Source organism: Brevibacillus sp. NPDC003359 (genome assembly GCF_042878995.1).
GTDB lineage: Bacteria > Bacillota > Bacilli > Brevibacillales > Brevibacillaceae > Brevibacillus.
On sequence record NZ_JBIAOR010000016.1, the window covers coordinates 43,142 to 56,130 of the forward strand.

The window sequence follows — 12,989 nt, forward strand, 5'->3', positions numbered from 1 at the left end:
ATGGATCAGAACAATTTGAAGCGTCATCACTTCATGCGCAGTCTGATATTGGCTGGCATTACGGTGTTGTTAGCCTATTTGATCCTGTCGGAAAGGCTCAGTCACTATCTCGCACCGCGTTTGCACATGTTCAGCTATGTCACGCTTGTCATCTTGGCCTTGCTGACAATTGTCAGCATACGGCAAATTTTTGTGGGTAGTAGCGTTTATGATTGCGATTGTGAGGAGCAGCACAAAGTTCCGCGTACACCGATGGGCTCCCTTTTGGTTTATGGGTTGTTCGTGCTCCCAATCGTGATGGGATTTGTCATGCCGGATAAAATTCTTGGCAGTGATGTAGCAGAAAAGAGGGGAATCACGCTTCTCAGCAATGATGTACGAAAGCTGGCAGATGTTACGGCGAATGCGAATGCAACTGAAAAAGCAACTGAAAATGCGAAACAAACAGCAGAGGCCGCTAAAGAAGAGGCCGAGTCAAACGTTGAAGCAAATTCAGAAACTACTAGTCAGGCTGCAACACCCCCGGTGCAAGCGACAGACGACGAGCAATTGAGGCAACGGTTTTCGAATGGAGGATTTGGTGACTTTTACACGGATATTGCTGTCTTTTTACATAAACAGCCAGTGATTGAACTGAATGACAAAGTGTTCCTGGACGGACTCACCACAATGGAGCTATATGCAAAAGAATTTGCTGGAAAAGAGCTTGAGACGATGGGGTTTGTCTATCGGCAGCCTGATTTTACCAAGCAGCAATTTGTCGTGGCGCGTTTTTCTGTCACCTGCTGTACAGCAGATTCCAGTGTTTATGGCGTTTTAGTAGAAAAGGAAGACGCGAACAAATGGGCAAAAGATAGCTGGGTAAAAGTTCGCGGAAAGCTTGAGCTGCGTCAGGTGGACGGATACGACATGCTTGTTCTCAAAGCATCCCAGGTTGAAACCGTCTCTGCTCCAAAAGATCCTTATGTGTACTATAGCTTTGAAACAGCACCAGACAGTTAATTGCGGGGGAAAACGAAATGATCATGCGACTAGATTTACAGGATGAACAAACGGTACAAAAACTTTGGAGCATGCAGCAAAGAGCGTATCGTGTAGAGGCGGAGATCATTGGAACGGAGGATATTCCTCCCCTACAAGAATCAGTAGAACAACTGCGGACATGTGAAGAAACGTTTTACGGCTACATAGTGGAAGGTGAGCTGGCAGGGGCAGTTTCTTTTTTGATCGAAGGAGAAACGTTAGATATTCATCGGATGATTGTCGATCCTGTTCATTTTCGCAAGGGAATCGCGAGTCAATTGCTTGCCTCTGTCCACGAGCATGGCAGCAGCAAGATAGTCGTCGCGACTGGTTCCTTGAATGAACCGGCCGTTCGATTGTATGGAAGACATGGATTTACCTTGACGGATCAAAAAGAAATAAAGCCTGGTCTGTGGCTATCTTTTTTCGAGAAAAACATTCGTCCACGATTATAGGTACGTCTCTCTACACAAAACAACCCGGAGGACAGGCACTTTTTCAAGTGTCTGTTTCCGGGTTTTCATTCTTTTTAAAGCATACGCTTATTTGGTATCATCTGTTTCTTTCTGTTGGTCTTCATAAAACCAGAGAGGATCATCGCAATCCTCATCACCGTTGTAGTTGATTAAAATTTCTTCACCCGCTTGAATGTCCGTATACGCATAAAAATCAAACGTGTGGTTGTCAAAATTAATCTCATACGTGGCATTTGGCGTGTAGGAGTGATTAAATAGCATGCCATAGCCTAACAAGAAGGCTGTGTGATTGGCTCCGTATTCAAATGCATAATCCGCGAGCAAGGTTTTCTCGATATGCTCATGCTCTTCGTTCAAATAGGGCAGAACTGGCGCTTCATGAATCAGGACGCCTTTTCGGATATCTTGCGTTGCAAATACGCCTCTATTTAATTCTCCATTACTCAGTTTGGAGGTCTTGACTTCGATCATGCGGTTCACCTGCATTTCTTATGTCTGTGTAAAACGTATCTCTCTAAGGATGACAGTTGATCGAGAGGAAAGCAATGTTTTTTGTTTTATCTTATAACCAAATGATGGCGAACCGCATAAGCAGCGAGCTGGACGCGATTAGCCAATTGCAGCTTTTCAAGAATGTTTTTTAGGTGGTTTTTCACAGTGTTTTCTGCGATGATTAGCGCCTCGCTTATTTCCCGATTCGTTTTTCCGGCTCCCACATACATGACAATCTCTCGCTCTCGTGGGGTCAAAACAGCTGGTACCATTTCATCCGTCGCTTCTTCTTGACGGAAGCGGTACATGAGCCGGTTTGCCATTTCGCGAGTCAACTCACTGTCCTCTCCGAGCAAGGCGTGCAAGTAGTTAATCCAGTCGTCAGGCTCTAAATTTTTCAGCAAGTATCCTTGGGCGCCGAACTGAATAGCCGTGATCAGGTCAGCAACGTCATCTGAGACACTGAGAATGACAACCTTAATATGCGGGTATGCTTTTTTGACCTCGCGGGTCGCTTCGAGTCCGCTCCATTTCGGCATGTTGATGTCCATGAGCACAAGGTCCGGCTGTATTTGTCCGCATAAGAGAAAAGCTTCCTCGCCATTTTGTGCTTCTCCGATGACTTCAAAAGAGGGATCGGGATCAAGCAGGCTGCGAATGGCCATACGAGCCATCGGGTGGTCGTCGGCGATCAATACACGGTAAGCGTTCATAGTATTTTTCCTCCTGATTGAGAAGATAAGCGGATGATCGTACCGCCTGCCGGTCGTAACTGAATGTCGATGGCTGCATTCAACTGGCGTGCTCGTTCGCGCATCATGGACAAACCGTATTTTTTCGTATCGGGAGAAGGGTTAGAAAGCCCAATGCCATCGTCCTCAACGGCGAGAACCCAGCCAGTTGCTTCATCCGTCGTGAGGTGAATCCACGAATGCTTGGCCTGAGAATGCTTGCGAATGTTGGCAAATGCTTCCTGGATAATCCCAAACAGTTGGACTTCTGCTGTGGGAGTAAAAAAGCCGTCTTTGACATGTAATTCGCTCACGACATCGATTCCAGATAAAGCACTCCATTGGGCTAGCCATTTCTCAAGGCGTTGATCCAGATTGCCTTCTTCAGGCAATGAGCGCAAGTTAAAGATGGCTTGGCGTACATGATTGTCGATGGCAGAAACAGCGACCCGGGCATCGTCCAATTGTCCCTGCTTCAGCTTTACGTTGAGGAAGAACAGAGACTGTGCAATCCCGTCATGTAATTCGCGGGCAAGGCGTTCACGTTCTTCATAAACAGCACGCCGAGCTTGTTCCTCGACAATTCGTGCATTCATTTGTTTAAGGGTGTGAAACATCCAAGTGGCGAATAAAAAAGAGAGAAAGAGCGTCAAGAGGGTAATGTACACATTTCCGGCTTCCATAGACATATAGGGCAGCAGAAAGTCGTGACGGATGAATTCAAAACCCCCGATGATGATGGTTGGTATCAAAAAGGTCAACCAATAAAAGATCCGATATGACAAGCATATGCCTCCTTGCATGACAGTTGGCAAACATTCCTTTAGTATACCGAATGGGACGGGCGGATGGTATACTCAGGTGAGAAAAGGTGGGAAAGCAGGAGGGAATGTCATGAGCACGATTGCGAAAGCATTGACGATAGCGGGTTCAGATAGTGGTGGGGGAGCTGGGATTCAGGCAGACCTGAAAACCTTTCATCAACTTGGTGTGTACGGAATGAGTGCGATCACAGCAATCACTGCACAAAATACATTAGGCGTAGCAGGCGTTTATCCGTTGCCGACAGAGGCGGTTGCACAGCAAATGCATGAGGTGCTACGTGATCTTGGTGCTGACGCGGCGAAAACGGGAATGCTGTTTAACGCTGATATCATTCGTGCTGTAGCGGAAGAGGTCAAAGCATTTGGCCTGAAAAAGCTAGTGGTAGACCCGGTGATGATTGCCAAGGGAGGGTCAAAACTACTTCTGGATGAGGCGATCGTTGCATTGAAAAGAGAATTGTTGCCTTTGGCGGAAGTCGTCACACCTAATTTGCCGGAAGCAGAATGTTTGACTGGCATGAGAATCGAGACGACAGATGAGATGCGCGAAGGAGCAAAAGCAATACATGCATTAGGCGCCCGCAATGTCCTGATGAAGGGTGGACATATGCAAGGGGATGTTGTCGTTGATATTTTGTTCGATGGTACGGCATTCCATGAAATGGCCCATGAGCGTATTCATACACGCCATACACACGGCACAGGTTGCACGTTTTCAGCGGCTCTTACCGCAGAACTAGCAAAAAATACACCGCTCATCACTGCGGTTGAAAAAGCAAATCGCTTTATCTTCGAAGCGATTAAGACAGCTCCGCAATTGGGTGGCGGGCATGGGCCGACCAATCATTGGGCGGTCGTAGACTAAGCTTATGAAATAAAGAATGCCCCACAGCGATGCCGTACAAGCAATCACTGATGGGGCATTTTTTATTTGACTTCAATAGAATTTATTTGACTTCAATAGAAAAAGTACCTTGAAGTCGCTCAGGATAGCTGGACAGAGGAAAGGAATAGGTAGTAGGTGTGCCTTTGTTTGTTTTTCGTTTGTACAGCATGGAATAGTTTTGAATGGATGCATCATCTGTGGAGTAGGAGCTCCCTTGCACATAATCATATTCATTTCCCAGGTCGTCAGTTAGGTCATACCCCAAGGAGATATGAGAGTGGTTATCTTGTGGCGGAACCTTCAAGGAAAAGTCCATGCCGACAACATCATCGACTTGACGCAACGCCTTTAATTGCAGGCGATCATTCGGTACTTTTTTTAATGTACCTGTCTTCGCATCAATCACGATTTGCAATTGATCTTTGTCCAAGGCACGAATACCATCTGTTTTCAGGTAGAGCTTTTCGGGCTCCACAAAATAAATACTCTCCAGATGGTATACCCTCCCATTCTCACCGTTTTCCCGAACAGGAACACCATTTCCCCAAAAAGCGAACGTTTCCCCTTTTTCATCTTCGAGCCTCAGCTTATCAAAATCAAATATATGCTTTTTGTTAGCCGGATCAAAGCGAATGCTCACTTCAGTTTGAGTGGGGAAGACTGCGATTTGTTCAATCGTGAAACGCTGCCCGTCAATTGTGACTTCCTTCATCACGGGGTACACTTTTTTCTCAAGCGTCTTGTACTTGTTTTTGTCAACCGTAAAGTCGATCAACAGGGGAGTCTCTTGCTTGATATGATCAATCTCCAGTGTGACTTGTGCTGTCAGAGCATCCGGTATAGCCGTGCCTTCGCTGATGATGATATCAATACGGTTTTGAATCACAGGGTCTTCGCTGCCCATGCCTGACCAAGAAACACCATGCTCCCATTCCTTTCCTGTTTGGTCAGACAACTCGATCCTGTGCAGGGCTACTTTTTTATCCGTAAAAGGATGCTTCAGTGTGTAGAAGAGGACCATCCGTTTTTCGTCGGCCAAAACTTGATCGATGGTAAAAGTCACATCCTCTACGGAACCACTGGCTCCAATATTTTGAACAAGGTTGTGTTCCGCAGCCAATTGTAAGCCTTTATCATCACGAATGAACTCTACGATCTTCTCCATCCCGGGAATCGAGCTGACATATGCGGCAACAGCGGGCGAAACGCGAACGGAAAAAATAAACACGAAAATGAATAAGCAAGCAACCAGACTAGAACCAATACGTATCCAACGATTGCGGTTCCGATTTTGACGCTGTTCTTTTGCTTGTTCCATCCCTCTTCGAATGTATTGATCGATTTCAGCGGGAACCATGTATGGACTCGCATTGTTATTTTCATTTTCACGCATGAAGCTCACCAGCCTTTCCCGAGATCTTTGCGAAGTGCACCCAAAGCCTTGTGCAGCCAGGTTTTGATGGTACCTTCCGGATGACCGAGTACCTGTGCAATATCGCGTATAGTCCGATCTTCAAAATATTTCAAAATAATGATGTCGCGATATATCGGACTCAGACGATCGAGAGCCTCTTCGATTTGAATACGCTCGACATTTTGGTCGTCGATAGGAATACTGGCATGGTTTGCGATGTCATCTTCCATGGGATCCAAGACGATACGTTTTCGGCGCTTTTGCTCATCGAGACAAATATGCATAAGGATGCGTGTCAGCCATGTACGAAAATACGCAGGCTGTTTCAAGCGTGCCAGCTTGAGATAGGAACGGCATGTCGCTTCCTGAATGGCCTCTAATGCATCTGTCTCATTACGGAGAAAGGCGTAGGCGATTTTATACAGTTGTTCTTTATGTAGGCTGACGAGCTGAAAAAAGGCGTCATCATCCCCGTTTTTTGCGCGCGAAACGAGCTGTTCAAGATTCACTTTTTCCCCCTCCTATACCATTAGACGGTGCAGATGCCAAAACGGTTTTACTAAAATGTCAGCAACTTGCTTTTGTTTTGAACCAATCGCCCGTCCTCTGCTTACTGTAAAAGAAAGAGTGTGTAAGGGTGGGGTGCAGGTGCATGTGGATCAAATGGGTTACGATTCATGAATCGTATGGCCTCCCGCGGATTGCTCAGGAATATCGGCGTTATTTAGAAATGAAAGGAATTCCTGTCAGGCTTTTGTCCAGACAGACCAAAAAAGCAGGGCATGTCTATACACTGCAAGTACCGCTAGCTCATCAGGAGCAAGCAAAGGCGCTGCTACACGATTTTAAGAACACTCTGAAATAACGGTTACAGCCATACTTCCCCTTACGTCCAGTCGAATGGCTCGGGCATACTAGGTGAAGGGGGATTGATGGCGAATGGGAATGACCCTTTTGGAGAGACCTGAAAAGACGGAGCAGAAAGACAGCAAGCTGTTTGTTCCGGATTATATTTTTGTCGAGCCAAATGCATTGAATTATCCACTCGGTCAAGAGCTGTATCGCCGTTTCCAAACAGAAGGGATTCCGATGCAGATGACGACCAGTCATAATCAGGTACGCGGCATCCCCGGGGACACAGAAGTGGAGAAATATCGCAATGCGAAGCGGACACTGGTCATTGGTGTACGCAAAACACTGAAGTTCGAGACCTCGAAGCCTTCCGCAGAATATGCCATTCCACTAGCTACAGGATGTGCTGCCCACTGTCACTATTGCTACTTGAACACCAATATCGGGACCAAACCGTATGTTCGGGTGTACGTCAATACGGATGAGATTCTCGCGCAGGCCGAGAAGTATATCGGGGAACGCCCGGGTGAAATCACTCGTTTTGAGGCAGCCTGTACATCCGATCCGGTTAGCATTGAGCATATTACGGGCAATCTGAAACGGGCGATTGAGTTTATGGGCCAGCAGGAGTTTGGGCGGTTGCGTTTCGTGACCAAGTTTCACCACGTGGATTCCTTGTTGGATGCCAAACACAACAAGCATACCCGATTTCGCTTCAGTATGAATGCTGACTATGTCATCAAAAATTTTGAGCCAGGCACCTCTAGCTTTCATCAGCGACTGGAGGCAGCAGAGAAGGTAGCCAAAGCCGGTTATCCGCTCGGCTTTATTTTAGCGCCTTTGTATTGGTTTGACGGATGGGAAGCGGGGTATACCGATTTGCTGGAAAGGCTGCGTTCGCAGTTGGTTCCCGAAGCGATGGAGGATTTGACGTTTGAGCTCATCCAGCACCGTTTTACCAAGATCGCCAAAAGCTTGATCCTCCAGCGCTATCCGAAAACGAAGCTTGCGATGAAGGAAGAAGAGCGCAAGTACAAATGGGGGAAATACGGGAAAGGGAAGTATGTCTATCCTGACATCCAAGCCAAGGCTTTACAGGCCCATTTAGAAAGTGAAATTACCCGACTGTTTCCGCAGGCACGCGTTGAATATTTTACCTAAGAATTGAACTGCTCTCGATGAAGAGCAGTTTTTCTTTTGGCAAAAGAGATGCCATATGATAACAGACGACACAATGCGAATGTTTTCGACAAACACTTATACACATGCTACAATATGGAGTGCTCTCATTTTCTTGAAAGGAATCGAAGCATACATGAAGTCCATATTGATTACCGTTGAGGGACCTATTGGTATTGGGAAAACCTCTTTATCGCGGGAACTAAGCCGTGCTTGCAATTTGCAACTACTGGAAGAAATCGTCTACGAAAACCCATTCCTTGGCAAATTTTATGAAAATATTGCCGAATGGAGCTTTCAGCTCGAGATGTTTTTCCTCTGTAATCGTTACAAGCAGCTGCAAGATATTCATTCACAGTTCCTGAATCAAGGTATTTCCGTTGTTTCTGATTACAATATTTTCAAAAATACGATTTTTGCCAAACGGACGTTACAAGGAGATAACCTGCCAAAGTACCTCAAAATTTATGATATCCTGACAGAGGATTTGCCTCAGGCACATTTGGTGATCTACATGACAGCTTCGATTGAAACCGTGATGAAGCGGATTGCGATGCGAGATCGCGAAATGGAGCGCAGCATGGATGTCACCTATATGGAGAACCTGATTGCTGACTACAACGAGTTTATGGAAGCGTTTGAAAAGCATCATCCAGATACGCCTATCATCAAATTTAATTGTGACGATTTAGATTTTGTACATAGACCAGAAGATTTGAAGGTTGTTCTGGATCGAATTGCGCCACGGATTCAAGAGTTGATGGGCCAAGAATTATAGGGAACGAAGGAAAAGTAAGCATGGGGATAAGGAGTTGCGTACATGTCGAGGTTTCAGAACAGCACGCTTCGTGAAAAATACGGGATACCGAACAACGCAGTAATTACGATCGGGGGAACAGTAGGGGTAGGAAAATCCACCTTTACACATGCCTTGGCAGATCAACTCGGATTTCGTGTGTCCGTAGAGAAGGTAGACAATAACCCATATTTGGGCCGTTACTATAACGATTTATCGCGTTGGGGCTTCCATTTGCAAATTTTCTTTTTGGCAGAACGCTTCAAGGAACAAAAACGGATGTTTGATTATGGCGGAGGTTTTGTCCAAGATCGTTCCATCTATGAAGATACTGGGATTTTTGCTCGCATGCTGTACGAGCAAGGCAACATGACAGAAGAGGATTACCGCACTTATACAGAACTTTTTGAAGCGATGGTCATGACGCCTTACTTCCCGCACCCGGATATTTTGATCTATTTGGAGGGAAGCTTCGATGATATTGTTGGCCGCGTAAAAGAGCGCGGGCGTCCGATGGAGCAACAAACTCCGGTGGATTACTGGCAGGACTTGTTTGGTCGCTATGATAGCTGGATTGCCTCCTTTACTTCCTGTCCGATTTTGCGGGTCAATATCAACGAATATGACGTTGTAGAGGACCCATCTTCCGTAGAGAATATTATTGCTCGGGCTGCTGAAAAAATTCGGATTGGACGAGCTACCCGATTTTCATCATAAAAATCCTTTACAATATCAGAGCACCCCTGCATTTTGCCGACAAGAGACGGAAGCAGGGGTGCTTTGCTTTTATTTTGTGCGATATCCTTCTAAGAGAAGGGTCATCGCTGCTGAAATTTCCTTGAGGGACTTCTCATGATCAGGCGTCTCCGAAATCCAGAGTACGGCTTCGTTCATCGCACCAGACAGCAAATGCGTCAGAGCATCTATGGAAACGGGACGTAGGTATCCTTGTTCCTGCATCGTTTGAAGTTGCTCCTTGAGATGCCGCATGGAGTTTTCCTCGTCCATCCGGCGCCACGTTTCCCACCCGATGACAGAAGGGCCATCGATAAGTAAAATCCGCTTGTTGCGATGTTCGACGGCCGAAGAGACAAAGGCCAAGCAACCCAAGATCAATTGTTGCCAAGGATCCTCACTTTTCGCAGCCTCAGCTTCTACGCGATCTCCGATTTCTTGTTGGACAGAAGCCAATACTGCCTGAAATAATCCTTCTTTGCTGCCAAAATGATGGTACAGTGCGCCCCGGGTCACCCCGGCTTGCTTAACGATGTCTTCCATGGCGGCATCCGCGTAGCCTTGCTTGGAGAACATCTCTCTTGCCACTTCTATCAGCTTTTGCATCGTCTGCTGTTTTTGCTCTGCTTTGGACATCTTCACGTTGTACGATCTCCTTACTTATTTCATGCTAGATTAGACGGGATCAACATAGCTGTCAACAAAGGCTTCAGAAGGTGGGATTACTTTTATGATATCGAGCAAAATGCCATTCGGATCGGATGTAATAAAATGCCGCTGACCGAAATCCTCGTCTCTGATGTCGAGATGGAGTGGAAGACCTGCTTTCATAATAAGTCTCTCGTACTCAGCATCAACATCATCGACTTCGAAATTAAGGATAAGACCACCGTTTACTGGCTTTCGGAATCCTTGTGGAATCGTGGTGTGAGAGGGATCTAGGATGGCTAGCTCAAATGCTGGAGTGCTGCTCTGATTTTGCAGGCTCACATACCAGTCTGCTTCGAAAACCATTTCAAATCCGAAGTGTTCACGATAAAACTTCGAGCTAGCCTCAACTTGTTCCGTCAAGATGACAGGATAAAAACTGTTTACCTTCATGACAAATCTCTCCTTCACGAGTGGATGAGGTAAATTTAACATACATACAGAATGTATGTAAAGTGATTCGTTTAATAAAGTCTTCGTACACTTTGCCGCACGCAAATCGGCTACGGATAAACCCCGCTGTGGTATAATGAGAACATCTTGGAATTAAAGGGGCTCAGACATGGCAGAAGAATGGTTTGAACGAAGCTTTCGCGAAGATTACGTGCTTGTGTATCGTCATAGGGACGACTCGGCAGCAGATGGAGAGATCGCTAATCTGTTGGAAAGATTGCCGGTAAAGGACACAGGACGCGTACTTGATCTTTGCTGCGGGAGCGGGCGTCATTCGCGTGCGCTGGCTCGCCGGGGGTATGAAGTAGTTGGGGTGGATTTGTCACCTGTTCTCTTACAATTGGCCGAGGAACAAAACACCTATCCACAGCTAAGTTTTGCCCGCTGTGACATGCGCGACATTCCGTTTCGCGAAGAATTTGATATCGTGGTGAATTTGTTTACCAGCTTTGGTTATTTCTCCACAGATGAAGAAAATGCGAATGTTATTCGTAACATGGCGCAAGCGCTCAAAACAAAAGGTGAAGTGGTCATCGATTTCTTAAATGCAGCGTACGTTATGGATAATCTCGTATCGCACTCTACGAAGGAAGTCAGTGAGATGTTGATTCAGGAAAAACGCTGGATCCAGGATGGATTTGTCAAAAAGCGGATACTGATTTCTGACGAGTCGTCGAATGAACCGCGTGAGTATATGGAGCAGGTTCGCTTGTTTTCAGTTGAGCAAATGATGGCGATGCTTACAGAGGCGGGATTTGAACAAATTCAAGTATTTGGAAATTATCACTTTGATGAATATGTCGCGCAAGAATCACCTCGTATGATTTTTTATGCAGTAAAGCAATAGGGTGCGGATAACCTGTACGTCTCGTGAATATGATGGTGTAACAACCATTTATCGGGTAAAAGGGGGCATTGCTAAAATGAGCAAGCTGTCTTTGGAACAGGTCAAATTGTATCTGAGCAAGGTACCAGGCTGGAAGCTAGTAGAAGACCGAATGACACTATCACGCACGTACCACTGTCGTGACTTTTCCACTGCGATTAGTTTCGTAAACCGTGTGGCAGAGATGCTCGAGCATGACAATCAGCACGTGGAAATTCATCTGGCAGGTGGAACGGTCACATTTACGTTAGCAACCCGCGAGGCAAAAGGTTTAACCGGCAAAGATTTTGCGTTAGCTCAGACGATTAGCAAAGTAAGCTAACAGGCAGAAGAGAAATAGCCGCTTCCCTCAGGCGAAGCGGTATTTCTTTTTGGCTTTTTAAGAGTTACTTTGTTATGATGGGCTGTATGAACCAATTCGGAGGGATTACAAGATGGACATTCAGCAACACGAGCAATTGATTCAACAGTTGGCAGAGTATAAAAATCAAAAGGTTTCCGTGACGTTTACCCAATGGGATACAGAGAGTGAAGAAGAGGAAGAGGTTACACAGTTTCAAGCGCAGCTCCTCGAAATCAAGCTGACTGACAATGAATTTGAAGAAAAAGATCTCATGCTCGTGTTTACGGCAGAAGACGGCGAAGAAATGGAAATCCTGATGGAGATTCCGGGTGATGAAGTGGATTTGGCTAGCTATGAGGAAGACCATTTGCGTATTTTTGGAACAGAAGCGGAGATTGTTTTGCAAAAATGAAAACGAAGCGAGCTTTTCGTTATGTAGGTACGCCCGATCCCATGTCTGAAAAAGAGGCGTACCACTGCGAAAAATATATAAAGAAAAACAAGCATTCCTTGGTGAGAGCGGGACAATATTTGGTTGATGTACCAGCACTCAATACCTTGTTTCACTTGGACTGTTGGAATTGCAGGACGGTTCATCGCGAGACTTGCTGTGAGGGTGGGCAACCTTACGCCGTAGAAGACTGGCAGATTCCGATCATGGAGGGGGAAATCCCCTCTATCTCTGCTGGACTCCAGGAAGAGTCTGAACGCAATCATTGGCTTCTTCATGGGGTTTGGGATCGCAATGAGTCTCCAGGAACCATTCGCATGCGGCATGGCAATTGTCTTTTTTATCAAGAAAACAATGGGCGTTACGGCTGCGCGATCCATGCTTATGCCGAGCAGGCGGGGCGTGAAGTTGAGCCTCTCAAGCCATTTAGCTGTCAACTGTATCCGATCGATTTGATTGATATAGGGGAGGGGATTCTGTTAACGGCGGTTACCAAAGAAACGTCCTCCTTTTCCAGATGGGGTACAGATTATTTGGAGCAGTTTTACTGTGCCAGTCCAGCTCGTCGAAAGCTTGCCACGCATATAGATGACAAGCTGTTTGCTTTAGACGGCTATCGCCCAGCCTATGAGTGGAATCTTCCTTTGTTACGTTACATTTTGCAAGAAGAGGCAGATAGAATGGAAGGCATACTGAAGAGCAGCTACCAATTGGAACGTTGAATGCCTTGTGATATGATG

The 12,989-nt window shown here is 46.1% G+C and carries 18 protein-coding genes; 11 read left to right on the forward strand and 7 right to left on the reverse strand.

Annotation, left to right across the window (positions count from 1 at the left end; genetic code table 11):
- Positions 1–1,002, forward strand: coding sequence for a TIGR03943 family putative permease subunit (locus ACFYU8_RS26245; RefSeq protein WP_390305404.1), 1,002 nt, complete (start codon positions 1–3; stop codon positions 1,000–1,002).
- 17 nt (positions 1,003–1,019) lie between these two features.
- The gene (locus tag ACFYU8_RS26250) at positions 1,020–1,478 is read left to right on the forward strand and encodes a GNAT family N-acetyltransferase (protein WP_390305402.1); all 459 of its coding nucleotides are present in this window, start codon (positions 1,020–1,022) and stop codon (positions 1,476–1,478) included.
- Positions 1,479–1,565: 87 nt separating this feature from the next.
- Here the strand turns inward: ACFYU8_RS26250 and ACFYU8_RS26255 are convergent, their stop codons facing one another.
- The 3 genes from ACFYU8_RS26255 to ACFYU8_RS26265 all read right to left on the reverse strand — a co-directional run bounded on the left by ACFYU8_RS26255 (position 1,566) and on the right by ACFYU8_RS26265 (position 3,507).
- Positions 1,566–1,970, reverse strand: coding sequence for an SET domain-containing protein (locus tag ACFYU8_RS26255; protein WP_390305400.1), 405 nt, complete (start codon positions 1,968–1,970; stop codon positions 1,566–1,568).
- Positions 1,971–2,056: 86 nt separating this feature from the next.
- A complete protein-coding gene (locus tag ACFYU8_RS26260) occupies positions 2,057–2,704 on the reverse strand; it encodes a response regulator (protein WP_390305398.1) in 648 nt (215 codons plus the stop codon).
- Entirely contained in the window at positions 2,701–3,507 is an 807-nt protein-coding gene (locus tag ACFYU8_RS26265; protein WP_390305396.1) for a sensor histidine kinase, read from the reverse strand. The genes ACFYU8_RS26260 and ACFYU8_RS26265 overlap by 4 nt, the downstream gene beginning before the upstream one ends.
- Before the next feature lie 109 nt (positions 3,508–3,616).
- Here ACFYU8_RS26265 and thiD point away from each other — a divergent pair, with 109 nt between their 5' ends.
- Positions 3,617–4,411 carry a bifunctional hydroxymethylpyrimidine kinase/phosphomethylpyrimidine kinase gene (thiD, locus tag ACFYU8_RS26270; RefSeq protein ID WP_390305394.1) on the forward strand — a complete coding sequence of 265 codons (795 nt, stop codon included), beginning with the start codon at positions 3,617–3,619 and terminating at the stop codon, positions 4,409–4,411.
- A gap of 82 nt (positions 4,412–4,493) precedes the next feature.
- Here thiD and ACFYU8_RS26275 read toward each other — a convergent pair whose 3' ends face one another.
- On the reverse strand, positions 4,494–5,825 hold the full coding sequence (locus ACFYU8_RS26275; protein ID WP_390305392.1) for a DUF4179 domain-containing protein: 1,332 nt from the start codon (positions 5,823–5,825) through the stop codon (positions 4,494–4,496).
- Positions 5,826–5,830: 5 nt separating this feature from the next.
- Positions 5,831–6,355 (reverse strand): sigma-70 family RNA polymerase sigma factor, encoded by a 525-nt coding sequence (locus ACFYU8_RS26280; protein WP_390305390.1) that lies wholly within the window; start codon positions 6,353–6,355, stop codon positions 5,831–5,833.
- Between the two features lie 143 nt (positions 6,356–6,498).
- Between ACFYU8_RS26280 and ACFYU8_RS26285 the strand changes: the two genes are divergently transcribed.
- The 4 genes from ACFYU8_RS26285 (at position 6,499) to ACFYU8_RS26300 (ending at position 9,390) form a co-directional block, all read left to right on the forward strand.
- The gene (locus ACFYU8_RS26285) at positions 6,499–6,711 is read left to right on the forward strand and encodes an SPOR domain-containing protein (RefSeq protein WP_390305388.1); all 213 of its coding nucleotides are present in this window, start codon (positions 6,499–6,501) and stop codon (positions 6,709–6,711) included.
- 74 nt (positions 6,712–6,785) lie between these two features.
- Positions 6,786–7,859: a spore photoproduct lyase gene (gene splB / locus ACFYU8_RS26290; protein ID WP_390305386.1), complete on the forward strand. Its 1,074-nt coding sequence runs from the start codon at positions 6,786–6,788 to the stop codon at positions 7,857–7,859.
- A 154-nt stretch (positions 7,860–8,013) separates the two neighbouring features.
- Positions 8,014–8,655, forward strand: coding sequence for a deoxynucleoside kinase (locus ACFYU8_RS26295; protein WP_390305384.1), 642 nt, complete (start codon positions 8,014–8,016; stop codon positions 8,653–8,655).
- Between the two features lie 42 nt (positions 8,656–8,697).
- A complete protein-coding gene (locus ACFYU8_RS26300; RefSeq protein WP_390305381.1) occupies positions 8,698–9,390 on the forward strand; it encodes a deoxynucleoside kinase in 693 nt (230 codons plus the stop codon).
- Positions 9,391–9,459: 69 nt separating this feature from the next.
- Here the strand turns inward: ACFYU8_RS26300 and ACFYU8_RS26305 are convergent, their stop codons facing one another.
- Positions 9,460–10,050: a TetR/AcrR family transcriptional regulator gene (locus tag ACFYU8_RS26305; RefSeq protein ID WP_390305379.1), complete on the reverse strand. Its 591-nt coding sequence runs from the start codon at positions 10,048–10,050 to the stop codon at positions 9,460–9,462.
- A gap of 33 nt (positions 10,051–10,083) precedes the next feature.
- Complete coding sequence (locus tag ACFYU8_RS26310; protein WP_390305376.1) at positions 10,084–10,509, reverse strand: VOC family protein; 426 nt, start codon at positions 10,507–10,509, stop codon at positions 10,084–10,086.
- A gap of 169 nt (positions 10,510–10,678) precedes the next feature.
- On the opposite strand from ACFYU8_RS26310, the gene ACFYU8_RS26315 reads away from it, so the two are divergent.
- The 4 genes from ACFYU8_RS26315 to ACFYU8_RS26330 all read left to right on the forward strand — a co-directional run bounded on the left by ACFYU8_RS26315 (position 10,679) and on the right by ACFYU8_RS26330 (position 12,971).
- Positions 10,679–11,416: a class I SAM-dependent methyltransferase gene (locus ACFYU8_RS26315; RefSeq protein ID WP_390305374.1), complete on the forward strand. Its 738-nt coding sequence runs from the start codon at positions 10,679–10,681 to the stop codon at positions 11,414–11,416.
- Between the two features lie 76 nt (positions 11,417–11,492).
- Entirely contained in the window at positions 11,493–11,777 is a 285-nt protein-coding gene (locus tag ACFYU8_RS26320; RefSeq protein WP_390305372.1) for a 4a-hydroxytetrahydrobiopterin dehydratase, read from the forward strand.
- A gap of 112 nt (positions 11,778–11,889) precedes the next feature.
- Positions 11,890–12,210 (forward strand): hypothetical protein, encoded by a 321-nt coding sequence (locus ACFYU8_RS26325; RefSeq protein WP_390305370.1) that lies wholly within the window; start codon positions 11,890–11,892, stop codon positions 12,208–12,210.
- Positions 12,207–12,971: a DUF3109 family protein gene (locus ACFYU8_RS26330; protein ID WP_390305368.1), complete on the forward strand. Its 765-nt coding sequence runs from the start codon at positions 12,207–12,209 to the stop codon at positions 12,969–12,971. Before ACFYU8_RS26325 ends, ACFYU8_RS26330 begins: the two co-directional genes overlap by 4 nt.
- Positions 12,972–12,989 lie beyond the last annotated feature (18 nt).

Excerpts from the sequence above, each read along its gene's own strand:
- ACFYU8_RS26245 (WP_390305404.1), top strand. The coding sequence starts at position 1 with ATGGATCAGAACAATTTGAAGCGTCATCACTTCATGCGCAGTCTGATA.
- ACFYU8_RS26250 (WP_390305402.1), top strand. The coding sequence starts at position 1,020 with ATGATCATGCGACTAGATTTACAGGATGAACAAACGGTACAAAAACTT.
- ACFYU8_RS26255 (WP_390305400.1), bottom strand. The coding sequence starts at position 1,970 with ATGATCGAAGTCAAGACCTCCAAACTGAGTAATGGAGAATTAAATAGA.
- ACFYU8_RS26260 (WP_390305398.1), bottom strand. The coding sequence starts at position 2,704 with ATGAACGCTTACCGTGTATTGATCGCCGACGACCACCCGATGGCTCGT.
- thiD (WP_390305394.1), top strand. The coding sequence starts at position 3,617 with ATGAGCACGATTGCGAAAGCATTGACGATAGCGGGTTCAGATAGTGGT.
- ACFYU8_RS26275 (WP_390305392.1), bottom strand. The coding sequence starts at position 5,825 with ATGCGTGAAAATGAAAATAACAATGCGAGTCCATACATGGTTCCCGCT.
- ACFYU8_RS26285 (WP_390305388.1), top strand. The coding sequence starts at position 6,499 with ATGTGGATCAAATGGGTTACGATTCATGAATCGTATGGCCTCCCGCGG.
- splB (WP_390305386.1), top strand. The coding sequence starts at position 6,786 with ATGGGAATGACCCTTTTGGAGAGACCTGAAAAGACGGAGCAGAAAGAC.
- ACFYU8_RS26295 (WP_390305384.1), top strand. The coding sequence starts at position 8,014 with ATGAAGTCCATATTGATTACCGTTGAGGGACCTATTGGTATTGGGAAA.
- ACFYU8_RS26300 (WP_390305381.1), top strand. The coding sequence starts at position 8,698 with ATGTCGAGGTTTCAGAACAGCACGCTTCGTGAAAAATACGGGATACCG.
- ACFYU8_RS26310 (WP_390305376.1), bottom strand. The coding sequence starts at position 10,509 with ATGAAGGTAAACAGTTTTTATCCTGTCATCTTGACGGAACAAGTTGAG.
- ACFYU8_RS26315 (WP_390305374.1), top strand. The coding sequence starts at position 10,679 with ATGGCAGAAGAATGGTTTGAACGAAGCTTTCGCGAAGATTACGTGCTT.
- ACFYU8_RS26320 (WP_390305372.1), top strand. The coding sequence starts at position 11,493 with ATGAGCAAGCTGTCTTTGGAACAGGTCAAATTGTATCTGAGCAAGGTA.
- ACFYU8_RS26325 (WP_390305370.1), top strand. The coding sequence starts at position 11,890 with ATGGACATTCAGCAACACGAGCAATTGATTCAACAGTTGGCAGAGTAT.
- ACFYU8_RS26330 (WP_390305368.1), top strand. The coding sequence starts at position 12,207 with ATGAAAACGAAGCGAGCTTTTCGTTATGTAGGTACGCCCGATCCCATG.